The sequence below is a fragment of the Micromonospora sp. NPDC049004 genome, assembly GCF_040649315.1.
Lineage (GTDB): Bacteria > Actinomycetota > Actinomycetes > Mycobacteriales > Micromonosporaceae > Micromonospora.
On the sequence record NZ_JBEZFG010000006.1, the window covers coordinates 334,470 to 358,989 of the forward strand.

A 24,520-nucleotide genomic window follows, 5' to 3' on the forward strand; every position below is an offset into this window, starting at 1 on the left:
GAGCGATCAGACCAGCGCGTCGCATGGGAACGGACCGACCAGGCGGCGGTGCGCGTGGCGGGCGGGTTGCCGGTCATCCACACGTACGCGCTCTGGTGCGGCCACCTGACGACGGGGTCAGGTCAGCGTCGCCGGCAGGACGAGGAGGGCGAAACGGATCACCCTCCCCACGAGGCAGGCGGCGGCGAACTCCCAGCGGCGCAGGCCCACGGTGCCGGCGGCGACGCTGACCACGGCCAGCGGTGGGACCCCGGCCGCGGCGGAGACCAGAACTGTGGGAACCGCGGTGCGGCGGCGGGAGAGCCAGCGCCGGATCGGCCCGGTCCACCGGGCGGCTCGGGCCGCCGTACGACCTGACCCGCGCTGTCTCCCGAGCCGGCGGGCCAGCCGTCCCGTTCCACGGCGCGCGGATTCGAACAGGAGCAGCTTGCCGGCGGTCTGCCCGAGCGCCAGGGCGAGCACGGCGACGACAACGGGGCCGCCACGGTGGCCGGCGACCACGACGTACGCCTCCGCGTTGACGACCGGAACGAGGGCCGACGCGAGGCCGTAACCGAGCGCCACCACGGCCTCGGCGAGGCTGCTCACGCCCGGCCGTCCCGGTCGAGCAGCCGGGCCACCGCGGCAACCGACCACAGCTTGACCACGACGACGGCGACGGCGACGGCCAGCGCGAGCCGGTACTGGCCGAACGCGATGGCGCCGACAACTCCGGCGGTGTTGGCGGCCTTGGCCACGGGCGACCAGTTCCACGCCCACACCTGGCGGTCGACCAGGTGGAAGTAGTTGGGGCTGAGCACCGGCCAGCACAGGAAGGCCAGCGACAGCATGGTGTCCAGCACCAGGAACGACAGCAGGAACACCAGGGCCACGACTGCGACGTCGGGCACGAGGGAGACCAAGCCCACGCAGAGTACGGCGGTGCACGCGCGATCGCTCACGATGTCGAGGACGGCCCCGGCCCGGGTCTCCTGCCCGAGCCGCCGGGCGGCCCAGCCGTCGAGCATGTCGCCAATCCAGTAGATACCGTACGCTACCGCCAGAAATACCACCGATCCCGCGACGAGGGCGGCGACCCCGACGGTGACCGCGGCGACCGTGCGGACGGCGGTGATGTAGTTGGGAACCGTACGGAGAGGGCCGACACTGATGGCGGCGCGGGAGTCGACGAGAGTCACCCCAGAAGCCTCGTGCGGTACGCATCTCGGCGGAACGTGCCGTGGTGCCGATCTGCTCGCCGGGGCGGCACCGGGGTGCCGCCCGATCTGGTACCCAGGTACTGGCCGGCCTCCGAGCTGGTCGCGGAGACTGTCCAGGTGATGACCGACATCCGGGAGTGGTTGCGGGACCCCGAGCGGGTGCGCCGGCTGGCGTACGGCGCGGCGGGGTTGATCATCGCTCTCGTGATCACGACCGCCGAGGGTGGCCTGTCCGTGCCGGCGGGCTGGGCGTGGCTGGTGGTGCCCGTCGGCCTCGGTGCGGCGGCGCTGCGGCAGCGCTACCGCGCCCTGGTCTTCGCGGCCTGCGCCGGGTTCGTGGCGATCGTGAGCACCGGCGAGTCGGTGCAGTTGGGCCTCGCAGCCGCCTGCCTGGTGTTCGTCTCGACGTGCGAAGACCCGGCCCGGCGTCCGTGGCTGGGCTGGCTGGCTGGCCTGCTCGGCGCGGCCGGCGCCCTCGCCACCGCGCTGCTCACGGGGCGCGGCATGTACGAGCAGCCATTCGTCTTCGTGACGGTCGGCTATCTCCTGGCGATCCTGCTGCGGTCGTGGTCCCGCGGCCGCGCGCTCACCCGGGAGGCGGACGACCTGCGCGGCCAGGCGGCCTGGCTCGAACAGCGCACCAACCTGGCCCGCGAGTTGCATGACGTGGTCGGTCACCACGTCACCGCGATGGTGGTCCAGGCCGAGGCGGGCCAGCTCAGCGCCGACCCGGGGGCGGCGCTGCGGGCGATCGCGGGCAGCGGTCGCACCGCGCTGAGTGAGCTCGACACGCTCGTCGTGCACCTGCGCGATCCGCAGGCGGCGATCGCGGTGAGCGCGCAGCCCCGCCTGTCCGACATCGACGAGCTGCTCGCGCAGCCGCTGCGCCAGCAGGGCGTGACGGTACGGGTACGCGTGGACCCCGAGCCGGGTCTGGACGAGGTCGGCGTGTTGACCGCCTACCGCATCGCCCAGGAGGCCCTCACCAACATCGCCCGCCACGCGAAGGCCACGGCGGCCTGGGTCGAACTGGTCCGCGTCGGCGACCACGCCCGCCTGCGGGTCAGCGACGACGGCGTCGGGCCGCCCCGGACGCCCCGGCGTGGTTCGGGCCTGCTGGGCATCGAGGAGCGCGTACGGGCGCGCGGTGGGAGCTGGGAGCTGACGCAGCGCCCGGGCGGCGGCACGATGGTGCAGGTCAACCTGCCGGTGGCGAACCCGTGATCCGGGTAGCGATAGTCGACGACCAGCAGCTGATCCGCGACGGCTTCAGCCTGATCCTGCGGACCCAACCCGACATCCACGTCGCCGTCGAGGCTGCCGACGGCCGGCAGTTCCTCGATGCCGTGCGTCGTGACCCCCGCATCGACGTCGCCCTCGTGGACATCCGCATGCCGGTGCTCGACGGCCTGCAGGCCACCCGCGAGCTGGCCGCGATCCCGCACGCTCCGGACGTGATCGTCGTGACCACCTTCGACGACGACGCCTACGTCCTGGACGCCATCGCCTCCGGCGCGCGCGGGTTCCTCCTCAAGCGGTGCGGCGCGGCCGACCTGATCGCTGCGGTACGCGCCGTCGCCGCCGGCGAGGCCATCCTCTCCGCCGAGGTCACCGGCGCCGTTCTCGACCGGCTCCGCGCCACCGGACCGGCCGCCCGCGTGGACCTGGCGGTCTACCAGCTGACGCCTCGGGAGACCGACGTGCTCGCCCTGGTCGGTGCCGGACTCAACAACAACGAGATCGCCGAGCGCCTCTACCTGTCGATGAGCACCGTCAAGACCCATGTCACCAACGTGCTGGCCAAGACCGGCAGCCGGGACCGGGTGGGCGCCGCCATCCTGGCGATCCGGGCCGGCCTCACACCGTGACCCCTCGATGGCCCCCTTGATCCTCCACAAGGGGCCGTCCGCCGCCTAGGATTGCGCGACGCGAACCGCCGCACCCGAGGAGTCGGACCCGATGCGCTCGACGACCGGCCTGCTGGAGCGCCTGCTCCGACCCAGGATGCCCGACATCGTCGCGGTGGAACCGGTGACGGGCGGCCTCGCGGCGCTCGCGGGCATCGCCACCCGACGGGACGCGCCGCAGGTGTTCGTCAAGGCGTTCGCCGAAGCTCCGGCCGACGACGTCTTCGTCGCGGAGGCCGACGGGCTGGCCGCCCTCCGCGAGCTCGGCGGTGTGGCGACACCCGAGGTGCTCCTGGCGGACCGGGAGCTGCTCGTGTTGTCGATGCTGGAGCCGAGGCCACGCAGCGAGGTCTTCTGGGAGCAGTTCGCGCACGTCCTCGCGCACCTGCACACGAGCACGACCCATCCCCGCTTCGGATGGCACCACGACAACTGGCTGGGCCGTCGCCGCCAGATCAACACGTGGAGCGACGACGGGTACGCCTTCTTCGCGCAGCACCGGCTGCTGCGGTGGCTCGGGCAGCCCCGCGTCGAGGCGGCGCTGGACGCCGGCGAACGGGCCGCGCTGGAGCGCTTGTGTCACCGCCTGCCCGACCTGCTGCCGGACCGGCCGGCCTGCCTCACGCACGGCGACCTGTGGGCACAGAACATCCTGGCCACTCCGGACGGGCAGCCCGCGCTGATCGATCCGGCCGTGTCGTACATGTGGGCCGAGGTCGACCTCGCCCACGTGTGGTCCACCTCGCCCCCGCCCGAGGCGCGACGGATGTTCGACGTGTACGCCGACCTGACCTCGCTCGACAGCGGCTGGCAGGCCCGGATGCCGATCGTCCAGCTGCGGCAACACCTCGCCGTGCTGGCCCAGTTCGACGACGACTGGGGCGCGGCCGACCAGATCCGCGCCGTCCTCGCCCCGTTCCGCAAGCGTCCCTGACGAGAAAGCGGCGGCGACGAGCGTCCCATCCCCTACTGATGCCACGTCGGACAGGCGGGCGCCCGCGACATGAGGACGTCAGACGCCGTCGACCGACGTCGTCTCCCGGCCCGAGCGGTGACCGATGATGAGGGCGGCGGCGGCGCCGAGCAGCTCCCGCTCACGGCCGGTGAGAGCCGGATCGTTGCGCCGGATCGCCAGGGCGCTGTCCAGCACGGTCAGCAGGCCGCCCCCGACGCGGTCGAGGAACGCTGCCAACAGCGTTGCAGCCGGCGCCGCCAGGTGATGGTTCTCCTCGACCGCCACCTGGGCGAGGATGACCGCGGAGAGCGCGACATCGAGCTCCGCCGGCCCCTCGGTGGAGTTGCGCCAGTCGATGACGACAGGCCCTCGCGACGTCAGCATGACGTTGTCCGGGTGCAGGTCGAGGTGCAGGATCCGGGCGTCGTCGCGTTCGCCGAGCCGGGGCGGCAACGCGTGGAGCCGGTGTTGCAGATCCGCCAGACACGTGGCCGCCTCAACGGCATCCACCTCACCGGCCAGGAGCGCCGACAGCATGGTGCGCCCGTCCAGTCGTTCCATGACGAGATCGGCACCGCGCGCCTGATGGACGGTGGGTACCGGGAACCCGAGACCGGCCACGTACCCCATGACGGCGGCCTCGGCGGCCACGTCACCGCCGTGGCGGTAGCGGCGAAGGACGCGCCGATCGTCGATGGCGAAGACGTCAGCGTCTCGGCCCGATGCCAGAGGGACCGCGTCCGCCACGCTGCGACAGTAACCGACGCAACCAGCCAGCAATGCCCTTGATCGTGGGGAGCGCCGCGTCAGCGGGGAGTCACGACCCGCCCAGGTCATGTCGGAAGGCGTAGGCGACGGCCTGCGCCCGGTCCCGGGCACCGATCTTCGCGAACAGGTGGTTGACGTGGCTTTTCACCGTCGCCTCACTCACCGTCAGATCAGAGGCGATCTCCGCGTTGGACAGGCCCTGGGCCATCAGTGACAGCACTTCGGCCTCGCGCGGCGTCAGACCGTCGGGAAACCTCGGCGGTGACGTCGACTCGGCCGCGATGGCATCGACGACGTGCCGCTGAACGGCCGGGTCGATGACGGCGTGGTCGTCGACCACCTGCCGCAGCGCCTCGTGGATCTGCTCGCCGCTGGCGTCCTTGGTCAGGTAGCCCCGGGCGCCGGCCCGTAACGCGTCCAGCACCGACCGGTCGTCCGAGTAGGTGGTCAGCACCACCACCCTGACCTCGGGCGCCTCGACGCGTAGGCGGCGGGTGGCCTCGATCCCGTCGCACCGCGGCATCCGTAGGTCCATGAGCACAACATCCGGCCGCGCGGCCTGAACCAGCCTGACCGCCTCGGCGCCGTCGGCGGCCCCACCCACCACCTCGACGTCCTTCATCAGAGAGAGCACCATGCCCAGCCCTTCGCGGACGACCCGCTGGTCGTCGGCGATGAGCACCCGGATCACGCCGGCACCGCCAACTCGACCCGGAACCCCTGGGCTGTCGCGCCCGCGCTGAGGGTCCCGCCGAGCAGCTCGGCCCGCTCACGCATTCCGGTCAACCCGTAACCGTCGGTCTCGTCGGGGACCACGGGCGGTCGAGCGGCGAAGTCCTCGACGATCAGGCGGGTGACCGTCGACTCGTAGGTGAGGTGCAGCGAAACCCGCGCCGGGGACGCGTGCCTGGTCACGTTGGTCATCGCCTCCTGCGCCACGCGATAGAGCGCCAGCCGCGCCTCCGACTGCAGCGGGCGCGGCTCCCCCGATACCACGAAGTCGCACGGTACGGCCTGGTCGCGAGTGAACTGCGCGGCCAGCGCGGCCAGCCGGTCCGGGCCGGGCAGGTCGTCGTCGCGCAGCATGCCGATGGCCCGGCGGGCCTCCTGCAGGCCGGTACGGGCGAGGTGGTGGGCACGGTCGACAACCGCCGGCAGGCGCGGGTCGGTCGGATCCTCGGCGATCAGCATCCGAGCACCCTCCAGTTGCAGCGACAGCCCCGACAATGAGTGGGCGAGCACGTCGTGCATCTCGCGGGCCAGCCGCTGGCGCTCGGCCAGCCCGGCCGCCTCGGCCAGCGCCACCTGACCGGCCTCCAACTCGGCGAGCAGCCGCTTGGTCTCACGCTGCGCCTCGGCCAGGCGGAACGCCAGATACATCAGGCCGAACAGGACGGCGAACCCGGCGAGCACGGCCAGGAAGCCGAAGTCCTGCCCGGTGATCGAGGCCACCATCTCGAGCACCACGAAAGCCGCGATCAACACCGGGACGGCCACCCGTACGGGCATCAGTCCGGTCGCGGCGCACAGCACCGCCACCAGCACCGCCACCGAGGCGGGCCCGCCGGGCTGCACCGCCACCAGCGTCACCGAGCTCACCAGCATCGCCCCGACGAAGACCACGTACGCCGGTCGGATCGGCAGGTCGGCGACCGCGTTGCGGCCGAACACCCCGACCACGAACACGGCGGTGGCCAGCACGACGATCAATCGCCTGCCGGTCAGCCCGAATCCAGGCTCGGCGGTGGCGGCGGCCCACACGAACCACGACAGCATCAGCGGTGTCAGCAGTTGCATCCACCGCACGACCCGCAGGCGGGTCAGCGTCGGCTCCTCGGTCTGCACCGTTAGAACCTAGACCGATGTCGCCACGGCAGCATCGGCGCATGGTTGCAGACCCGTCTGCAACCGTGGGTGGAGACGGAACATCGATCCGCGCGCCGATGCTTCACCCCGGCCTACGGACGCAGGCTGAACGGCATGAGGAACGACCATCTGACCACCGTTGTCAAACTGCTGGCCGCCTTCCTGGTGATCAGCGTGTCCACCGTCGTAGCCGTGGTGCTCATGCGCCACGACCCCGCGCTCGTCACCGCGGCCGTCTGGGTCCGCACACCACTTGTCGCCGCCAGCGCGGCGGTGCTCCTGGTGCTGTCCCGGCGCGCAGCGGCGGGGCACCGCGGCTCCTTCCGCCGCCTCCGCATCATCGCCATGGTGGTGCTGGCCGCGATCGTCGCTGTCGTCGCCTGGCCCGGCGCGTTCCCGGTCTGGCTGCGCATCGAACAGGCCGTGTGCGGCGTGTTCATGGCCAGCGTCGTGGTCCGCACGAACCTTCGCGTGGTCCGGTCGGCCATGGCGGGCGGCTCAGGGGACGCGGTGGCCACTCCCGCCGCCCGCCACTGGCCGGGACCGTGACCGGGCGGCGCCGCTCATTCGGCGCGCGTCGTGGGCGGTCGTGCGCGTGGCGGCCACCCCCAGCGCGGACCCACGACCCATCCCGGCCCGGTCCGACGCGGAGACGACGGGTCAGGGCGTCCAGCGCACGCTCGGGTTCACCCGCCCGGTCCAGTCGAAGACGGCCATGTTGTCCCACTGGTTTCCGGTGCCGTTGATGTTGGCCGGATCCCAGCCGTTGCCCCGCACGGCATACCAGGTCGGCTCCCAGTAGAAGACACCGATGGCCCCCGCGTTGCGGGCGGTGTTCTGGACCCAGTCGAACTCCTGGGCCTGCCCGGACCACGTCGCGCCGATGCCGTCACAGGTCGCGTCGCCGATGGCGTTCGGCTCGCTGTCCGCGTTGTTCCGGGTGAAGGGGTACGCGGTCTCCACGATCACCACCGGCTTTCCGTAGCGGCCGCGCAGGTCGACGATGTTGTTGTAGAGGTTCGCCAGGGTCCCGTGCCACATGCAGTAGTACGACAGGGCTGTCATGTCCCACTGCACACCCTGCGCGCGGATGCCGTCGTAGAACCATCGCGCGTTGGCGTTGCTGTCGGCGTCGGCGGTGTGGATCATCACCGGGATGCCGCTGCCACACGCCTTGGTCGCGTTGTAGCCCTGCTTGAGCAGGCCGGCCAGCGGGGCGAAGTCGTTGTTGACGACCTTGCCCTCGTCCCACAGCATCCCGACGTTGATCTCGTTGCCGATCTGCACGCTGTCCGGCGTGGTGCCCTGGCCGCGGAGGCTGGAGCAGACGTCGTAGGTGAAGGTGTAGACGTCGGTGCGCAGTTGACTCAGGCTGTGGCCGACCCAGGCGGCCGGCTTGTACTGCTTGCCGGGGTCGGCCCAGGTGTCGGAGTAGTGAAAGTCGATGAGCACTTTGAGGCCCTTCGCCCTGGCCGCCCTCGCCTGGGCCAACACCCTGCTCTTGTTGTTGTAGCCGCTGACCGGGTTGTTCCAGACGCGCAGCCGGACGTAGTTGACGCCCACGGACTTCAGGATGTCCAGCGGGTCGCGGGCGACACCTCCGGCGTCGTAGTACCTGGCGCCCAGATCCAGGCTCCGCTGCAACGAGGAGACGTCGGCGCCCCGCATGCTGAGCGTGTTCGCGGCCGCGGCGGGCGTGGTCGTACCGCCGAGGGTGGTCGAGACGGCGAGAATGCCGGCCGTGACCGCCCCGAGCAGTGCTCTGCGGCGGCGGTGGGGTGTGCGCACGAGGATCCTCCAATGGGGACGCGTTCAGCCCACCGCGCAGGGAGCGCCGTTGAGCGAGAAGGCGGTGGGTGGCGCGTCGCTGACGCCCCACCGTCCCTGGACGCCGAAGCTCGCGGAGCCGTTCGGCGCGAGGGCGCGGTTCCAGTCGACGTTACGGGCGGTCACGCTGGTCCCGGTCTGGCCGACCGTGGCGTTCCAGGCCGAGGTGACCTGCTGGTCTCCCGGGTAGCCGAAGGTGACGATCCAGCCGTCGATCGGTGCCGCGCCGAGGTTCTGGACCGTCACCGTGGCCACGAAGCCGCCCTGCCACTGCGACTGGTTCCGGTACGTCACCTGGCAGGTCGAGGGCGGCGGGGGCGGCGGAGTGGACGTCGTGGGCAGGGTGACCGTGTTGGACGCGATCGACACGTTGCCCGCCGCGTCCCGGGCGCGTACGTAGATCAGGTTGCGAAGCGGCGTCGACGCGGGCAGCGCCGCCGTGTACGTCGTTCCCGGCACGGTGGCGATCAGTGTCGAGCTGAACCAGCCGTCGAACTGGTAGACGTTGTATCCGAGCACGCCGACGTTGTCCGTCGACGGCGACCAGGACAGCGTGGCGGTCGAGGCGGTCACCTCGCCGACGGTCAGGTTCTGCGGGGCGCTCGGCGGGGTGGTGTCCGGGCCGGTGTCGATCAACGGGGTGACAACGGTCAGCGCGTCCGTCGAGGCCGAGCGGTGTCCGAGGCTGTCCCGGGCGGCCACCCGGAACGAGTACTGCCTGCCCGGCCGGATGTAGTTGCTGATCGTGGCGGTGGTGACGGCTCCGACGCTGGCGCTGTAGATGACGTCGTCGAACGCCTGGTAGTACGTGATGTCGTAGCCGGTGACAGCGCAGCAGCCCGGCTTGGCGGCAGTCCAGGTGAGGGTGACCGACCCGCTGCGGACCTCGCTGGCGGCCAGGTTCGTCGGCGCGCTCGGCGGGAAGGGCGAGGTGTTCGGCGTACTGGGCGCCGTGGTTGGGGCCGGCGGCACGGTGGCGGTCGGCTCCGCGAGCCCGCCGGGGGCCGGGACGCCTCCGGGGTACGCGGCCGGCGGCGCGGCCCCGGCGTCGGCTGCCGGAGCGACGCTGAACGCGCTGATGAGCACCGCCGTCGACACCACGACGGCGGCCAGCAGACCCGGCCGGAGTCGGCGGATCAGCGAGGAAGGGAACACGCCTGTCATACGTCGACGATCCCGCCAGACATCGATGATCGCCAACGTATCTCACGCCTCGGTCGGCGACCGCGCTCGGGTCTCACCCGGGTCATTGACGTCTCAACTTTCCCGCAGTAGCTTATCTCCATTCAGGATCATCGATTTAAGAAGGTGAACCATGCTGTTGAAGACCATCGCCGTCGCCGCATCCGTCGTAGGTGTGCTGGCCACCGCCCCCGCCGCCTCGGCGGCGACCACCCAGGCGGCGGACGGCCCCTGGGCCCCCGGGAACTGCCCACAGGGCATGCTCTGCATCTGGCCAAACTGGAACCACCCGCCCCAGGGGCCGGTCGAGACGCCGTCCGTGCTGACCAACACCGAGTGGTCCGGCTACGCCCCGGCCTTCAACTACTACAACTACACCTCCCGGAACGCCGAGATCACCTGGTCCTACACGTACCTCGGGACGCCGCTCACCGGCACTGTCTGCGCGCGAGCCAACGGCAGTGGTGACCTGTACGTGCCCATGCACGTGACGAAGGTGAGCTGGCAGCCGCGCTCCTGCTGACCGCCCGCACGCAGGCGGGACGGCGCCGCCGGACGACAGTCACGCCGGCTCGGGTACGCCTGGAGGATCGCCGTCGTCGGGCATCGGCTCGGTGGGCGCCTCCGGCAGGTCGCTCGGCGTACCGGGAAGCAGCTCCTCGGCGGTCTCCGGAACGGGCTCGCGAGGATCGAGGGGTGGATAGACGTCCGGATCGAGCTCTGGATTGGTCATCGGGGAAGTATCCAGCACGACAGTTGTCGCCGCCTCTCGAAGCGGTAGCCGCGGCACCCGGGCGCCAGCGCTCTCGGCGACGACCAGGGCACATCTCCACCTGCGCGTGGCCCCGACTTCCGCTATCTGTAAACAACCCTTGCTATTAAGGCGCACCAACGTCAATATGTGGAGGTCACGGGTCGCCGAAGCCGGGGAGTGAGCCATGAGAAGCCGTCGAATATTCGCAGTGGTGGCCGGGGCGACGATGACCGTCACGGCCGCCATCGCCTTCGTCCCCAGCAGCATGGCGGCCGTGTCCTCGGCCAACGCCGTCGCGCTGGTCGCCTGCACCGCACCGGCCTGGGCCGAGGGCACCACCTACCAGGCAGGCGCCCAGGTGACCTACGGCGGCCGGCTCTACCAGGCGCTGGTCACGCACACCGCGTACGCCGGCGCCGGCTGGAACCCCGCCGCGACCCCGTCGCTGTGGCGTGACCTGGGCGCCTGCTCGGGGAGCACGCCGCCGCCCACCACGCCTCCCCCGACGACCGCTCCACCCACCACTCCGCCACCGACGACCGCGCCGCCGACGACGCCGCCGCCGACCACGGCTCCCCCCACCACGCCGCCGCCCACTGGCGGGACCTGCGCGGTGAAGTCGCGGCCCACCGGCAAGGTGCTGCAGGGCTACTGGGAGAACTGGGACGGCGCCTCCAACGGCGTCCACCCCGGACTCGGCTGGATCCCGATCACCGACAGCCGGCTCAGCCAGCACGGCTACAACGTGATCAACGCGGCGTTCCCGGTGATCCGCTCGGACGGCACGGTCCTCTGGGAGAACGGCATGGACGCCGGCGTGAAGGTGGCCACCCCGGCCGAGATGTGCCAGGCCAAGGCCGCCGGCGCCACGATCCTGATGTCGATCGGCGGAGCCGCCGCGGGCATCGACCTGAGCTCCACCGCTGTCGCCGACCGGTTCATCGCGACGATCGTGCCGATCCTGACGGCCTACCACTTCGACGGCATCGACATCGACATCGAGACGGGCCTGACCGGTAGCGGCAACATCAACACCCTGTCGACGTCGCAGGCCAACCTGATCCGGATCATCGACGGAGTGCTGGCCCGGATGCCCTCGAACTTCGGCCTGACCATGGCACCGGAGACCGCCTACGTCACCGGCGGCAGTGTCGTCTACGGCTCGATCTGGGGTTCCTACCTGCCAATCATCAAGAAGTACGTGGACAACGGCCGGCTCTGGTGGCTGAACATGCAGTACTACAACGGCAGCATGTACGGCTGCGCCGGCGACTCGTACCCCGCCGGCACCGTGCAGGGGTTCACGGTGCAGACGCAGTGCCTGAACAACGGCCTCACCATCGGGGGCACCACCATCCGCGTGCCGTACGACAAGCAGGTCCCGGGCCTGCCCGCGCAGAACGGGGCGGGCGGCGGCTACATGTCGACGTCGCTGGTCACGCAGGCGTACAACAGCGTTCCCGGCATCAAGGGCCTGATGACCTGGTCGGCGAACTGGGACGGGTCGAAGGGCTGGACCTTCGGCGACAACGTCAAGCGCCTGCAGGGCCGCTGACGGGTTACTGACGTCGGGCCCACCGCCAGCCGGCATCCCGGCCAGCGGTGGGCCCGGCGATCCGTCGTCGATCGTATCCAGCCGCCAGTCGGCGCCCGGGTGGGCGCGTCGCTCGATGAGTGCGCTGGTGAGGGGACGGCTGGCTGGGAGCGGTACCAGTCGGGGCGGAATTCAACCCTCCCGATCGCTACACTCGCCGCAACCCGGCACCGCCCGCAGACCTCAGCCTGCGCCCGTCCCGATCGAATGGAGACGCCTGTGACCCGCGACAAGGCGGCACCCCCCGGCATCGACCCCAGCATCCCCAGCGTGGCCCGGGTCTATGACTTCTTCCTCGGCGGCAAGGACAACTTCGAGGTCGACCGACAGGTCGCCGAACACGCCCTGCGGATCACACCTGATGGACCGGCGGCCGGTCAGGCGAACCGGGCCTTTCTGCGTCGCGTGATCCGCTTCCTCGTCGCCGAGGCGGGCATCGACCAGTTCCTCGACATTGGATCGGGGCTGCCCACCCAGGGCAACGTCCACGAGGTCGCCACCGAGCAGAACCCGAAGGCTCAGGTGGTGTACGTGGACAATGACCCGATCGTCCTGACACACGGCCGGGCTCTGCTCGCCGCCGACGGCACCGCGACGGTGATCCAGGCGGACATCCGGGAGCCGCAGGAGATCCTCGACCACCCGGACGTACGTCGGTTCCTCGACTTCGACAGGCCGATCGGCCTGTTGCTCTTCGCGATCCTGCACCACCTTGGCGACGACGAGGATCCGCGTGCGGTGGCGGCGGCGTTGATCGACGCGCTGCCCTCCGGCAGCTATGTGGCGGTCTCGCACTTCCGCGACCCGGGTGAGCGGGACCCCGAAGGCTCCCGCAAGGCCCGCGAGGTCGAGCGGGTCTTCAACGAGTCGCTGGGCACCGGCCGCTGGCGTACCGACGAGGAGATCCTCTCGTTCGTCGACGGGCTGACGGTGCTGGAGCCGGGGCTGGTGCCGCTGGCCGAGTGGCGTCCCGAGCCGGGTACGCCCGCTCCGGCGCAGACCGACACCTATCACACCTTCGTCGGGCTCCTCGCCCGCAAACCGTAGGCCCCGTTCCCGGTGCGGTCCCGGGCGAGAGTTCGCCCGGGACCAGTGCGGGGACGGCTCGGTGACGCTCTCGGCCGCCGAGGCGGACCGCTGCGCTCGTCTGCACGACAGGTGAAAGGCCGCTTCCCGAATCCGGGAAGCGGCCTTTCACCTGCGGAAACTGAGAGCGGGCGACGCCGGTGGGTTGCGGTTCGTCAGGAGGCGGGTTCGAGGGCCCACTGGCTGGTCCACCAGTTGGCGGGCGCGGCACCATACTGGACGCTGCCGGTCATGTTCTCGGTATGGGCGTAGGTGCCCTTCCAACGGTTCTTCAGGCGCAAGCGGCCGTCGACCGGCTCCTGGGCCCACTGCGCCGACCAGTAGGTGCCGGGAACCGCACCGGTCTGCACGTTGCCGGTCTGGTTCTCCACGTGCAGGTAGTTGCCGGTGGCACGGTTCTTGAACCGGACGTAACCGTCGACGTTCTCGACGGCCCACTGGGCGGACTGGTCGGTGCTGGCAGCGGCGGCGTACCTGGCGGTGCCGCTGCCGTCGTCCTTGACGTACTGGCCGGTCTGCCGGTTCTTCAGCCGCTGATAGGCCACCGGGTAGCCGCCGTCCTTCTTGTACACGCGGAGGTAGTCGACACTCCAGGTCTTGGGCCAGACGTCGTTGTGCTGACCGGAGCCGGCGTCGGTGTAGATGCCCATGATCAGCCCCATCGGCATGTTGGGCGCGTCGTTGATCGTCCGGTAGAGCTGGCCGTCGTAGTAGAACTTGATGTCGGTGGGCGTCCACTCCATGCCGTACGTGTGGAACTCGGTGGTCGGCGACCCGCTGGGCACGGGGGCGATCGACGCGTACGAGCTGGACAGGAAGTTCGGGTCGCCCCAGCTGTGGGCGGCGATCCGCCAGTTGTTCGGCTCGGAGAAGAACGTCTCGACCATGTCGACCTCGGGGTTGCGCGATGCGCTGGAGGTGTCCCCGGTGCCGACCAGCCAGAGGGCCTGGTGGCCGCCCCCGCCGACGTTCGACTTCTTGGCCCGCAGCTCGACGTAGCCGTACTGGAAGGTGTAGCCGTTGAAGTCGGGCTCGTGGTGGTTCAACGGCATCGAGCCGTTGAACTTGTGCCAGTAGTCCTTGTTGTAGGTCTGGAACGAGGAGATCTTGACCGTGCCGTCGTACTGCGGATTCCACGCCGGGGTGTCGGCGTCGAGCCGCTGGGTGAGCACGCCGTCGGCGATCGTGTAGCGCGCCTTGGCGCCCAGCTCGCGGTTGGCGGGGGAGGTCCAGTGCGGCAGGTAGTAGGGCAGCCAGCGGTTCGTGTTCAGGGTGCTGACGTCGAACTCTTCGGAGAAGTCGAGCGTGTAGCCCGGCTTGGCGAGCGGGCTGGGCGGGGTGTCGCCGGCCTGCGCCGGCGCGGCGGTGACGATGCCGGCGAGGGTGACTCCGAGGATCATCGAGCTGGCTGCGGCGAGAACTCTTCGAAAGCGATGCGCCATGTGGCACTCCCGGGGGTAACGAAAGAAAAGTTCTTTCGGAATATGCCGGCGAGCCCAGCCGCTGTCAAGAGCCGTCGGTGAACAGCTCCGCGCGGACCGTGTCCCGGGCGGTCTCGACCGCGCCGATCGCCACCGCGTCGTCTCCGAGCGCGGAGATCGTCAGGCCTGGCAACTCGTACAGGATCTCGGCGAGGTGGCGCCGCACCGGCTCCATCACCGTCTCGCCGGCGCGCGCGATGCCACCGCCCACCACGACCACCTGCGGGTCCATGGCGAGAACCATGGCGCCCACCCCCTCGGCGAGCGCCCGGGCGTAGTCGTCGACGGCCCGGACCGCACGCTTGTCCCCCCGCCTGGCCTGCGCGAAGACCCACTCGCGGGAATTCATGCCGGGAGCGACCCCGGCGTCGGAGAGCAGCTTTCGGGGGGCCGCCTCCCAGCCCAGGCCCGGGTGCCGACCGATCTCGCCGGCAGCCCCCCGGCCACCGCCGAACGGCCTGCCGTCGACCAGGACACCGACGCCGAGGCGATGCCCGGCGTGCACGTACAGGACGTGGTCGACGCCCTGCGCGGCACCGACCCGGTGCTCGGCGAGGACCGCGAGGTTGGCGTCCTTGACGGCGCTCACCGGGCAGTCCAGGCGGGCGGCGAGTTCCTTGGCAAGAGCCGTGCCGGTCCAGTCCGGGATGGCCACGCTCAGCCGCACCACACCGTCGGCGATGATGCCCGGGGAGCCGGCACAGGCCGCCCACAGCCGAGGTGAGTCGGCCGGGATCGTCCGTCGCAGCAGGTTGACCGCGGCGTCGATGCGGCCGGTCGGGTCCAGGGCCGGGTCGATCGCGGCCCGAGCGGCCGCCACCTGCGCTCCGGCGAGGTCGGTGATCCGCACCGACACCGCGTGCGCCCCGATGTCGAGGCCGGCCAGGATGCCCGCGTCCGCGGCGAAGCGGTACCGCTGCGCCGGCCGCCCTCCGGTCCGGGCGGTGTCGAAACCGTCCAGCAGCAGCAGTCGGGACTCCACCAGGGAGGTCAGGATGCCCTGCACGGTGGGGCGGGACAACCCGGTCTCGCGGGCGACACCGCTGATGGTCAGCGACGGCCCCTCGTAGAGCAGCCGCAGCACACGGCGCGTGTTCAGATGCCGTAGGGCGCTCTGGTCCCCGCCCGGAAGAGCGTCACCTACGGTCATTCGCTGCCCCTTGACGTGGGTTCGTAGACCGCTCACTATAGCGAACGCAAGTTTCCTTCGAAACTACTCCTGCCCAGGGGGATCCCCCATGAAGTCATTGCCATCGGTGAAGAGTGCGCTCAGCGCGGCAGCAGTGCTCCTCGCGCTCGGCGCGTGCGCACCCGGCAGCTCCTCCAGCGACGAACCGGCCGCCGACGCGAACACGGCCGTTCAGACCGGCGTCCCGTCCGGACCTGTGGAACTCAACCTGATCGCCACCCCCGAGTCGGGTGCCGCCATGAAGGACATCATCCCGGCGTTCCAGGCGAAGCACCCCAACGTCAAGATCAACTACGTCGACACCACGTACGACGACTACAACAAGTCGCTCAACCTCGCGTTGTCCAGCGACACCTCCCCCGACATCGTGCTGCTCAACGCGGTGGGCACCACGGTCAAGGACCAGTTGATCCTCAACCTTCAGCCGTATGCGAAGGCGTACGGCTGGGAGACGGCGTACCCGGCCGGGCAGCTCAACCAGTGGCGGGTCGCCAAGGACGGCACCACCCTCGGCTCCGGCGACCTGTACGCGGCACCCGCTTCCTTCTCGCAGGTCGGGCTCTACTACAACAAGGCCAAGTTGAAGAAGCTCGGCATCGCCGCCGCTCCGGCCTCACTCGAGGACCTGGAGGCCGCCCTGGCCAAGGCCAAGGCCGGCGGCGAGACCCCGCTCCAGCTCGGCAACAAGGAGGGCCACGCCTCCTTCCCGATCCAGCTCATCGGGCAGTCCACGGACGGCCCGGCCGCGTACGCCAAGTGGGTCTTCGGTGAGGGCGGCGCCACCTTCGACACCGCCGGGAACGCGAAGGGCGCCCAGAGCATCACCGACTGGGGTACGAAGGGCTACTACTCCAAGGACGCCAACGGCATCGACCTGCAGGGTGCGGTGGACAAGTTCACCAAGGGCGACGGTGTCTTCTTCGTCGACGGCTCCTGGGACTCGAAGAAGATCGGCGACGCGCTGCGGGGCGACGCCGGCTTCGTGGCCTTCCCCGGCCCCAAGGCCACCGCGATCGGCACCTCGGTGGCGTACGGGATCTCGCGGAAGTCGAAGAACGCGCAGGCCGCCGCCGCCTTCCTGGACTTCCTGCGCAGCCCGGAGGCTGCCAAGGCCTCCTTCGCCCAGGGCTTCCTGCCCTCGGACACCTCCACCGTGACCGCCGAGCCCGGCACGATCTCCGCCGACCTGATCGCCGCGTGGAACAAGGTCAACGCCGATGACGGGCTCATCGGGTTCAACAACAACGCCACCGCGACCATGAACGACACGCTGGTCGCCGAGACCCAGAAGCTGATCGCCGGCAAGGTCGACCCCGCCACCTTCATCCGGGCCGTCCAGTCCGACTGGTCCAAGACGCATGGCTGACAGCCTCGCGAACCGCGTGGCCGTCCGGGACCGCACCGTCGTCGCCCCCGCGACGCCGGTGCGGGCCCGGCGGTCGCGGGCACGACTCGTACCGCTGCTCTACACCGCACCGGCGCTGCTCTTCTACGCGGCCTTCGTGATCGCGCCCTGGCTGCACAGCCTCTGGATCTCGTTCTGGGACTGGAACGGAATCGGCGTCGCCACCTGGGCCGGGCTCGACAACTACCGGGAGATCCTCGCCGACCCGGCGCTGCGGCTCTCCCTGGTCCACGCCTTCGGGCTGATCCTCTTCTACTCGGTCATCCCGATCTGCTTCGGCCTGGTGCTGGCGGCGCTCGTCGCGAACGTGCCCTGGAAGGGCATGCCCTTCGTCCGTACCGTGATCTTCCTGCCGCAGATCCTTCCGCTGGTCGCGGTCGGCAGCGTCTGGAAGCTGTTCTTCGACGACGACGGACCGTTCAACGCGCTGCTGCGCGCGGTCGGCCTGTCCGACCTCACCCGGGCCTGGCTGGGTGACTTCACCTGGGCCTACCCGGCGGTCGGAGTCGTCGGGACCTGGGTCTCGACCGGGCTCTGCTTCCTGCTGCTGTACTCCGGAATCGGCAAGATCGATCCGGCCCTGTACGAAGCCGCCCGACTCGACGGCGCCGGCGCGATCCACGAGTTCTGGCACGTCACAGTGCCGGGTCTGCGCCGGGAGATGTCGGTGGCCGCGACCGTCACCGTGATCGCTGCCCTGGCCAGCTTCGACGTCGTCTACGTGATGACCGCCGGCGGCCCCGGCGAGTCGACACTGGTGCCCGGTGTCGCCATCTACCGGCTGACCTTCACCGCGGGGCAGGTCGGCACCGCCTGTGCGCTCGCCGTCGTCCTGTCCCTGTTGACCTGCGCGGTCATGTTCGCCCTGAACCGCCTCACCCGGGAGAAGACATGATCCGGTCGATGACCCGGTTGTCGCTGCTGGCTGCCACCGCCTCGGTGTTGGTTCCCTTCTACGCGATCCTCGCCGCGTCGCTGCAACCACAGGACAATCTCAGCCCGGGCCTCGCGTGGCCGTCGGATCCGCAGTGGCACAACTACGTCGACGCCTGGTCGACAGGCGGCTTCGCTGACCTCATGCGGTCCAGCCTGATCATCGCGCTCGGCGTCGTACCCCTCGCTCTGGTGCTCGCGACCCTCGCCGGATACGGGCTGGCGATGATGCGGCTCGCCGTCCGGGGGCCGATCTTCGCGTTGCTCATGCTGGGTCTGGCCCTGCCGTACGAGTCGATCGTCATCCCGCTCTACTACGACCTCAAGTCGGTCGGACTCCTCAACACCTACTGGGCGGTCATCCTGCCGCTCATCGGGGCGTTCATGCCGTTCGGGGTGTTCTGGATGCGCAGCCACTTCGAGTCGCTGCCGCCGGAACTCACCGAGGCCGCCGAGATGGACGGCGCGACCAGCAGGCAGATCCTGCGCCAGGTCCTGCTGCCCACCGCCCGGCCGGCGCTCACCACCCTCGGCCTTCTCTACTTCATGTGGGCGTGGAACCAGTTCCTGCTCGCGCTGATCCTCATCCAGGACCCGGCGATGCGGACGGCGCCGTCCGGGCTCGGCAAGTTCATCCAGGCCTACGGCCGCAACATCCCGCTGCTCAGCGCCGGAACGATCATCGTCATCGTCCCCGTGGTCATCCTCTACCTCTTCTTCCAGCGCCACTTCGTCAAAGGCATCCTTTCCGGCGCCATCAAATAGGAGACACCTGATGTCCATCACACTGGCGATCGTCGGTGCCGGAGCGCGAGGCGCCGCCTACGCGCGGCTCGCCGTCGCCACCGCCAACGCCACGATCGCGGCTGTCGCCGATCCCGACCCCGCCCGCCGCAGCACCCTGGCCGACGAGTTCGACGTACCCGCGGAGCGCCGGTTCGCCTCGTGGGAAGACCTCGCCGCACAGCCTCGGCTCGCCGACGCGGTGATCGTGGCGACCCCCGATCGCGCGCATGTCGAGCCGGTGGTGGCCTTCGCCGAACGCGGCTACGCGATCCTGCTGGAGAAGCCGATGGCCCCGTTGCCCGAGCAGGCGGAACGGATCGTCGCCGCAGCCGTCGACAACGACGTCCTCCTCGCCGTCTGTCACGTACTCCGATACACGCCCTATTCCCAGACACTCAAGCGGCTGATCGACTCCGGGCGGATCGGCGCGATCGTCAGCATCGATCACCTGGAGCCGGTCGGCTGGTGGCACCACGCCCACAGCTACGTGCGCGGCAACTGGGCGGTGGAGGCCGAATCCTCGTCGATGCTGCTCGCCAAGTCCTGCCACGACATCGACTGGCTCGGCCACCTCATCGGCCGACCGGTCCGACGGGTCTCCTCCTTCGGCGGCCTCGCCCACTTCCGGCCGGAGAACCGTCCAGCCGGAGCGACCGAGCGCTGCGTCGACTGCCCGGTCGAACGATCCTGTGCCTACTCCGCGATCCGGATCTACGAACGCTTCCTCGGTGACCCCATCCACGAGGCATGGCCGCTGGGCGTCCTCACCGACGACGTCAGCGCGGACGGTGTCCACAAAGCCCTCAGGGACGGCCCGTACGGCGTCTGCGTCTACGCGGGCCGCAACGACGTCGTCGACCACCAGGTGGTCAACCTCGAATATGAGGGCGGCACCACAGTCGCCTTCACGATGACGGCCTTCACCGCGCTCGACTTTCGCAAGACGCGGATCTTCGGCACGTTCGGCAGCATCGAGGGAGACGGCCGTACCCTGCACGTCCACGACTTCCTCACCGACACCGTCGAGACCATCAACCTGGATCCCGACGGCGACGCCTCGGCCGCGGACGGGCACGGCGGCGCCGACGGGGCGCTCATCGAGGCGTTCATCGCGGCGGTCGCCACCGGGGACCGCTCACGTGTCACCTCCGGACCCGAGGAGAGCATCTCCTCCCACCGAGTCGTCTGGGCGGCCGAGCGGTCCCGCGCCACCGGCAGCGTCGTCGAGCTGACTCCGGCCACGTCGATCTAGGGAATACGCCGGCCGTCCGCCACGCGGAACCCCGGGGCGATCGCCGTGGCGGTCGCCCCGGGAGGACGAGCGCCCATCCTGGCGAAGGTCTCGCCGGAATCCGACCGCACGCTCCGCGACGTGCCGCAGGCCCTGGTCGACCGGGCTGACCGAAACGCTGGCCCACAGCGCTGCTCGATCCCCGGGCGGCCGATCGTGTCGAGGGTGCGGGGTCGGCCTGGTCGGCCGGAGCCGGGGCTGTGTTCGAATGCAGCCCGTTTCCTGCTGACACCGCACGCGGTGGCGTGAGGATGGGGGCATGACTTCATCGCAGCCCGTCGTCGATCCCGAGCCCGAGCCGGACGCGACGACTGACGAACCGGTGAATACCGCGGGCACCCGGTCCGGGACCCCGCCACCGCACTCCCCCGAGGCTGCGCCGGATCACCGCTACCTGCTCGACAATGCCCGGCGCGAGGCGGGCGAGCGATTCGGCTGGCTGGCCGAGCTGTTCGACGGTGTCACGCGCGGGCACCTCGACCGGCTCGGGCTGAGGGCGGGCTGGCGCTGCTGGGAAGTCGGTGCCGGAGGTCCCAGCATTCCCGAGGCCCTGGCCGCGGCCGTCGGACAACCGGTCACGTGCTGGCCACGGACATCAACCCGACCTGGTTGGACCCGCACGGCGGGTACGAGGTGCTTCGGCACGACGTCGTCGCGAACCCGCCGCCGCAGTCCGGCACGTTTGACCTGGTACACGCACGGCTCGTGCTCGTTCACGTGCCCGACCGTGCCCGGGCGTTGGCGACGATGGTGGCGGCGCTGAAGCCCGGCGGCTGGTTGTTGATCGAGGACGCCGACACCGAGTTGCAGCCGCTGGCCTGCCTCGATGAGGTCGGTCCGGCGCAGCGGCGTGCCAACCGACTGCGGCGTGCCGTCCGGGAGTTGCTGACGCGCCGCGGCGCCGATCTGCGCTACGGCCGTACGCTGCCGCAGTCGTTGCGCGCGGCGGGCCTGGTCGATGTGGCGGCGGCCGGTTCCTTCCCGGTCGGCGGGGTGGCCTGCGACCGGCTGGAGACGGCGACGGTGCGCCTGGTCCGCGCCGAGTTGCTCGCCGCCGGGCTGGCCAACGACGCCGAGATCGACGCGCACCTGGCCGCCGTCGATGCCGGCGAACTCGACCTCACCCTCGCGCCGCTGATCTCGGCATGGGGACGCCGCGCAGCCTGAGCAGGCTGCCTGACCTTCCCGCCAGGCTCCCTGAAGTCAACGGGCCAGGTTGGCTCGGTGCGATCGATGGTGTCGCCCGCTACGACTCGGTGGCGGTTGGACGGAGCTGGTTCCATTGAACGTCGAAGCAGACAAGCCCGCTCTCGGCCGCCAGATGAGCGCAGGCGGCGGAGACCTCGGCGGCCATGCTGTATCGCATGGCAAGGTAGATGATCGGACCTTGAGCATTGCTCATCAGGGGCGCGTCCGACCACGGGCTCGTGTCATCGACGTCGCGTGGGTCCCCCATCTCGTACCACCGGTCCAGCAGCGACTCCACGTACGCCGTGATCGCTGGCGTGGGCGGTATCAACCTCGGATCGTCTCGTCCGATGTACTGGTCGTACAGGGCGCTGAAAGTCACCGCCGCGTTCGACTCGTCTGGGCGCTCGCCTTCCCAGACCGCGAGGTCGTACGTCATGAACAGCGAGTATGCCCGGCCGGGAACCGGTGATCGGGTTACCCGTCGCCGAGCTGTCTCGTGCGGCTGCAGCAGATGACCGTCGCGTCGTCCGGGGCGACGTCGCCGCGAACCTCGGCCTCCCTGACCCGGCCGATGACCTCGCCGGGTCCGGCGGTCTCCGCCAGCTGCAGCAGTCCCGCCCAACTGGTCAGTCCGAGGGTGTCCACCAGCCGGCTCGCGCCGTTGCTCAGCAGAGCGGCAACTGTCACCTCGTCCGTTGGGCAACTGCCGGTGATCGCCTCGTCCACAACCCGCGGGTCGTCCTTGGCCACCCAGAAACCGCCCGGGCTGTTGCGTCGAGCACGCAACTCCAGCAGGATCCGCCGATACTCGTCAGTGCCCTCGGGCACGCCCTTCAGCCGGGCCTCCACGGGGTTGGCGATCATCGCCTCGCGCGGGTCGCTGATGACCAAGGGATCGGCGCCGGTCCGGCCGATGACCGCCACGGCATCTCCGAGGACCAGGTGCTCGACGAGGCCATCCGAGAACCGGAGCATCGCGACTGCCGCGTAAGGGCTGATCGAGTTGGTGACATCGCAGGTGTCGCGATGCTCGTCGGTGATCCGCTCGATGCTCTCGGCCAGCACCTCACCTAGGGTCCGGTGCTGGGACAACGCGCCCAGGAGAGCACCGCCGAGACGGGTGGCGTACCAGGTCACTCCGTGGTGGCAGACCTTCTCGGCGCCGGCGATGCCGCCCGCGCCGTCAACCAGAACCACGCCGGACGGCACGGCACCGGCGATATCCTCATTCGTCCGCCCCGGGTGCCCCGCATCGGTGGCCATCATCACCCGCACCACCCGATCATCACACCGTCAATGGTGGGAGCGGTCGAAGAGCTCAGTGACGCGCAGCTGCGCGGACGCGGGCTCGGCCGATCTGGTACGCCGGTCGCACCTGGTGGAGTTGGAGTTGTGGGACAACGCCTGGGCCGGATCTGCTGGGTATCGTTCCGCACGTCACCGCCCGCCAGGCCGCTCACCGCACAGGAAGGCAGACGTCATGAGGTTCGTCCTGGTCGTCTACGGCGACCCCGGCGCCTGGGTGCACCCGATGTTCCTGCGCGGTGGCCGATCCGCGGCCGGCAGCGGAGAGGACCGGCCGCCACCTGTCGAGTCGTTGCTGCACGAGCTCGCCGAATCGGGTGAACTGATCGACGCCACCGCGCTCGCCGACCCGATCAACACGACGACGCTACAGACGAAGGACGCTGCCGACGGCCCGCAGCTGGTTGAGGGGTCCGTCGAGTCCGGCGGCCGGTACGTGGCCGGATTCTTCGTCGTCGACTGCGAGAGCCGCGCCCGCGCTGTCGAGATCGGACGCCGCCTGCCCGTGGCCGGTAGCCAGGCGGTCGAGATCCGGCCCGTCCTGGGCCTGTCCGGCTGGGAGATGTGAGCATGAACGACGTTCTGGCCGGGCTGGCGCCCCGTGTGCTCGGTGCCCTGGTGCGGCGGCACGGCTCGTTCGACGCGTGCGAGGACGCCGTACAGGAGGCGCTCGTGGCCGCGGCCGTGCAGTGGCCGCAGGAAGGCGTCCCGGACAACCCCGTGGGCTGGCTCATCCGAGTTGCCACCCGGCGGCTGGTGGACGCGCGGCGCAGCGAGACGGCACGTCAGCAGCGTGAGGTGACCGTTGCGGCGCTCACCCCCGCCGATCAGATGCACGCGCCGCCAGCCGACGCCCCGGGCTCTCCCGACGACACGCTCACCCTGCTGTTCCTCTGCTGTCATCCAGCCGTCTCGCCGCTGTCGCAGGCCGCGCTCACCCTGCGCGCGGTGGGCGGGCTGACGACAGCACAGATCGCGCGGGCGTTCCTGGTTCCGGAGGCGACAGTGAGCCGCCGCATCACCCGCGCCAAGCAGCGCATCAAGGCGGCCGGCTCCGAGTTCCGCCTGCCGCCGGAGGGCGAACTGGAGGACCGGCTCGCGGTCGTGCTGCAGGTGCTGTATCTGATCTTCAACGAGGGGTACGCCGCGACGACCGGGGCTGAGTTGAACCGTCCGGAGCTGATCACCGAAGCGGTGCGCCTCACCCGGGAGCTGCACCGGCTGCTGCCCGGCAACGGGGAGGTGACCGGGCTGCTGGCGTTGATGCTGCTCACCGAGGCGCGTCGTCCGGCGCGTTCCGGGCCGGACGGAAGCCTCATCCCGCTGGGCGAGCAGGACCGCTCCCGGTGGAACCGCGACTACATCGACGAGGGCGTCAAGCTGATCACTGGAGCGTTGTCGTCGGCGCCGCTGGGGGTCTATCAGTTGCAGGCCGCCATCGCGGCGGTGCACGACGAGGCGGCTCGGGCGGAGGACACCGACTGGCCGCAGATCCTCGTGCTCTATCGACTGCTCGCCCGCATCTGGCCCAATCCCGTCGTGCAACTCAACGAAGCGATCGCGGTGGCCATGGTGCACGGGCCGCACGCCGGGCTCGCCGTGCTCGAGCCGCTGGTCGACGACGCCCGGGTGGCCGACGGTCACCGGCTGCACGCCGTACGCGCGCATCTTCTGGAGATGGCCGGCGAGCACGACGCGGCACGCGACACGTACGAGCTGGCCGCTCGCCGCGCCACAAGTCTGCCGGAGCGCCGTTATCTGGAACGGCGCGTCGCCCGGCTCAGCTGAGGGGTCAGCCGAG

The 24,520-nt window shown here is 70.3% G+C and carries 26 protein-coding genes; 14 read left to right on the forward strand and 12 right to left on the reverse strand.

Features of this window, described 5'->3' with window-relative positions; translation table 11 throughout:
- Positions 1 to 117 precede the first annotated feature (117 nt).
- On the reverse strand, positions 118 to 588 hold the full coding sequence (locus AB0B97_RS20195; protein WP_357495421.1) for a VTT domain-containing protein: 471 nt from the start codon (positions 586 to 588) through the stop codon (positions 118 to 120).
- Complete coding sequence (locus AB0B97_RS20200) at positions 585 to 1,178, reverse strand: CDP-alcohol phosphatidyltransferase family protein (RefSeq protein WP_357495423.1); 594 nt, start codon at positions 1,176 to 1,178, stop codon at positions 585 to 587. Before AB0B97_RS20200 ends, AB0B97_RS20195 begins: the two co-directional genes overlap by 4 nt.
- 141 nt (positions 1,179 to 1,319) lie before the next feature.
- Between AB0B97_RS20200 and AB0B97_RS20205 the strand changes: the two genes are divergently transcribed.
- From AB0B97_RS20205 to AB0B97_RS20215, 3 genes are all read left to right on the forward strand, one after another.
- Positions 1,320 to 2,423 carry a sensor histidine kinase gene (locus AB0B97_RS20205; protein ID WP_357495425.1) on the forward strand — a complete coding sequence of 368 codons (1,104 nt, stop codon included), beginning with the start codon at positions 1,320 to 1,322 and terminating at the stop codon, positions 2,421 to 2,423.
- Positions 2,420 to 3,067, forward strand: a complete 648-nt coding sequence (locus AB0B97_RS20210) for a response regulator transcription factor (protein WP_357495427.1) — start codon at positions 2,420 to 2,422, stop codon at positions 3,065 to 3,067. Before AB0B97_RS20205 ends, AB0B97_RS20210 begins: the two co-directional genes overlap by 4 nt.
- Before the next feature lie 91 nt (positions 3,068 to 3,158).
- Complete coding sequence (locus tag AB0B97_RS20215; RefSeq protein WP_357495428.1) at positions 3,159 to 4,040, forward strand: fructosamine kinase family protein; 882 nt, start codon at positions 3,159 to 3,161, stop codon at positions 4,038 to 4,040.
- A 78-nt stretch (positions 4,041 to 4,118) separates the two neighbouring features.
- Here AB0B97_RS20215 and AB0B97_RS20220 read toward each other — a convergent pair whose 3' ends face one another.
- The 3 genes from AB0B97_RS20220 to AB0B97_RS20230 form a co-directional block, all read right to left on the reverse strand.
- Positions 4,119 to 4,808, reverse strand: coding sequence for a phosphotransferase (locus tag AB0B97_RS20220; RefSeq protein WP_357495430.1), 690 nt, complete (start codon positions 4,806 to 4,808; stop codon positions 4,119 to 4,121).
- 70 nt (positions 4,809 to 4,878) lie between these two features.
- Positions 4,879 to 5,520, reverse strand: coding sequence for a response regulator transcription factor (locus AB0B97_RS20225; protein WP_357495432.1), 642 nt, complete (start codon positions 5,518 to 5,520; stop codon positions 4,879 to 4,881).
- Complete coding sequence (locus AB0B97_RS20230) at positions 5,517 to 6,674, reverse strand: histidine kinase (RefSeq protein ID WP_234587605.1); 1,158 nt, start codon at positions 6,672 to 6,674, stop codon at positions 5,517 to 5,519. The genes AB0B97_RS20225 and AB0B97_RS20230 overlap by 4 nt, the downstream gene beginning before the upstream one ends.
- Positions 6,675 to 6,809: 135 nt before the next feature.
- On the opposite strand from AB0B97_RS20230, the gene AB0B97_RS20235 reads away from it, so the two are divergent.
- Positions 6,810 to 7,244 (forward strand): hypothetical protein, encoded by a 435-nt coding sequence (locus tag AB0B97_RS20235; protein ID WP_357495434.1) that lies wholly within the window; start codon positions 6,810 to 6,812, stop codon positions 7,242 to 7,244.
- A 111-nt stretch (positions 7,245 to 7,355) separates the two neighbouring features.
- On the opposite strand, the gene AB0B97_RS20240 is transcribed toward AB0B97_RS20235, so the two are convergent.
- Positions 7,356 to 8,483 (reverse strand): glycosyl hydrolase 53 family protein, encoded by a 1,128-nt coding sequence (locus AB0B97_RS20240; RefSeq protein WP_357495436.1) that lies wholly within the window; start codon positions 8,481 to 8,483, stop codon positions 7,356 to 7,358.
- 24 nt (positions 8,484 to 8,507) lie between these two features.
- Positions 8,508 to 9,686, reverse strand: coding sequence for a cellulose binding domain-containing protein (locus tag AB0B97_RS20245; protein WP_357495438.1), 1,179 nt, complete (start codon positions 9,684 to 9,686; stop codon positions 8,508 to 8,510).
- Positions 9,687 to 9,837: 151 nt separating this feature from the next.
- Between AB0B97_RS20245 and AB0B97_RS20250 the strand changes: the two genes are divergently transcribed.
- Complete coding sequence (locus AB0B97_RS20250) at positions 9,838 to 10,227, forward strand: hypothetical protein (RefSeq protein WP_357495440.1); 390 nt, start codon at positions 9,838 to 9,840, stop codon at positions 10,225 to 10,227.
- 39 nt (positions 10,228 to 10,266) lie between these two features.
- Here the strand turns inward: AB0B97_RS20250 and AB0B97_RS20255 are convergent, their stop codons facing one another.
- The gene (locus AB0B97_RS20255; RefSeq protein ID WP_234587599.1) at positions 10,267 to 10,437 is read right to left on the reverse strand and encodes a hypothetical protein; all 171 of its coding nucleotides are present in this window, start codon (positions 10,435 to 10,437) and stop codon (positions 10,267 to 10,269) included.
- 205 nt (positions 10,438 to 10,642) lie between these two features.
- Here AB0B97_RS20255 and AB0B97_RS20260 point away from each other — a divergent pair, with 205 nt between their 5' ends.
- Both AB0B97_RS20260 and AB0B97_RS20265 read left to right on the forward strand, forming a co-directional pair.
- Entirely contained in the window at positions 10,643 to 12,013 is a 1,371-nt protein-coding gene (locus tag AB0B97_RS20260) for a glycosyl hydrolase family 18 protein (RefSeq protein WP_357495442.1), read from the forward strand.
- Positions 12,014 to 12,271: 258 nt separating this feature from the next.
- On the forward strand, positions 12,272 to 13,099 hold the full coding sequence (locus AB0B97_RS20265; protein ID WP_234587595.1) for an SAM-dependent methyltransferase: 828 nt from the start codon (positions 12,272 to 12,274) through the stop codon (positions 13,097 to 13,099).
- Positions 13,100 to 13,293: 194 nt separating this feature from the next.
- On the opposite strand, the gene AB0B97_RS20270 is transcribed toward AB0B97_RS20265, so the two are convergent.
- The gene (locus tag AB0B97_RS20270; RefSeq protein ID WP_357495445.1) at positions 13,294 to 14,580 is read right to left on the reverse strand and encodes a family 16 glycosylhydrolase; all 1,287 of its coding nucleotides are present in this window, start codon (positions 14,578 to 14,580) and stop codon (positions 13,294 to 13,296) included.
- 64 nt (positions 14,581 to 14,644) lie between these two features.
- A complete protein-coding gene (locus AB0B97_RS20275) occupies positions 14,645 to 15,769 on the reverse strand; it encodes an ROK family transcriptional regulator (RefSeq protein ID WP_357495447.1) in 1,125 nt (374 codons plus the stop codon).
- An 88-nt stretch (positions 15,770 to 15,857) separates the two neighbouring features.
- Between AB0B97_RS20275 and AB0B97_RS20280 the strand changes: the two genes are divergently transcribed.
- The 5 genes from AB0B97_RS20280 to AB0B97_RS20300 all read left to right on the forward strand — a co-directional run bounded on the left by AB0B97_RS20280 (position 15,858) and on the right by AB0B97_RS20300 (position 21,390).
- Positions 15,858 to 17,174 (forward strand): extracellular solute-binding protein, encoded by a 1,317-nt coding sequence (locus AB0B97_RS20280; protein ID WP_357495449.1) that lies wholly within the window; start codon positions 15,858 to 15,860, stop codon positions 17,172 to 17,174.
- Positions 17,167 to 18,108 carry a sugar ABC transporter permease gene (locus AB0B97_RS20285; protein ID WP_030328490.1) on the forward strand — a complete coding sequence of 314 codons (942 nt, stop codon included), beginning with the start codon at positions 17,167 to 17,169 and terminating at the stop codon, positions 18,106 to 18,108. Before AB0B97_RS20280 ends, AB0B97_RS20285 begins: the two co-directional genes overlap by 8 nt.
- Entirely contained in the window at positions 18,105 to 18,911 is an 807-nt protein-coding gene (locus AB0B97_RS20290; RefSeq protein ID WP_357495452.1) for a carbohydrate ABC transporter permease, read from the forward strand. The genes AB0B97_RS20285 and AB0B97_RS20290 overlap by 4 nt, the downstream gene beginning before the upstream one ends.
- Positions 18,912 to 18,921: 10 nt before the next feature.
- Complete coding sequence (locus AB0B97_RS20295; protein WP_357495454.1) at positions 18,922 to 20,184, forward strand: Gfo/Idh/MocA family oxidoreductase; 1,263 nt, start codon at positions 18,922 to 18,924, stop codon at positions 20,182 to 20,184.
- Between the two features lie 618 nt (positions 20,185 to 20,802).
- Positions 20,803 to 21,390, forward strand: a complete 588-nt coding sequence (locus AB0B97_RS20300) for a methyltransferase domain-containing protein (RefSeq protein WP_357495456.1) — start codon at positions 20,803 to 20,805, stop codon at positions 21,388 to 21,390.
- 79 nt (positions 21,391 to 21,469) lie between these two features.
- On the opposite strand, the gene AB0B97_RS20305 is transcribed toward AB0B97_RS20300, so the two are convergent.
- Both AB0B97_RS20305 and AB0B97_RS20310 read right to left on the reverse strand, forming a co-directional pair.
- Complete coding sequence (locus tag AB0B97_RS20305) at positions 21,470 to 21,850, reverse strand: hypothetical protein (RefSeq protein WP_357495458.1); 381 nt, start codon at positions 21,848 to 21,850, stop codon at positions 21,470 to 21,472.
- A 38-nt stretch (positions 21,851 to 21,888) separates the two neighbouring features.
- Positions 21,889 to 22,611 carry a hypothetical protein gene (locus tag AB0B97_RS20310; protein WP_357495460.1) on the reverse strand — a complete coding sequence of 241 codons (723 nt, stop codon included), beginning with the start codon at positions 22,609 to 22,611 and terminating at the stop codon, positions 21,889 to 21,891.
- 283 nt (positions 22,612 to 22,894) lie between these two features.
- Between AB0B97_RS20310 and AB0B97_RS20315 the strand changes: the two genes are divergently transcribed.
- On the forward strand, positions 22,895 to 23,287 hold the full coding sequence (locus AB0B97_RS20315; protein ID WP_357495462.1) for a YciI family protein: 393 nt from the start codon (positions 22,895 to 22,897) through the stop codon (positions 23,285 to 23,287).
- Positions 23,288 to 23,289: 2 nt separating this feature from the next.
- Positions 23,290 to 24,507, forward strand: a complete 1,218-nt coding sequence (locus tag AB0B97_RS20320; protein WP_234587574.1) for a DUF6596 domain-containing protein — start codon at positions 23,290 to 23,292, stop codon at positions 24,505 to 24,507.
- Positions 24,508 to 24,520: the final 13 nt, after the last annotated feature.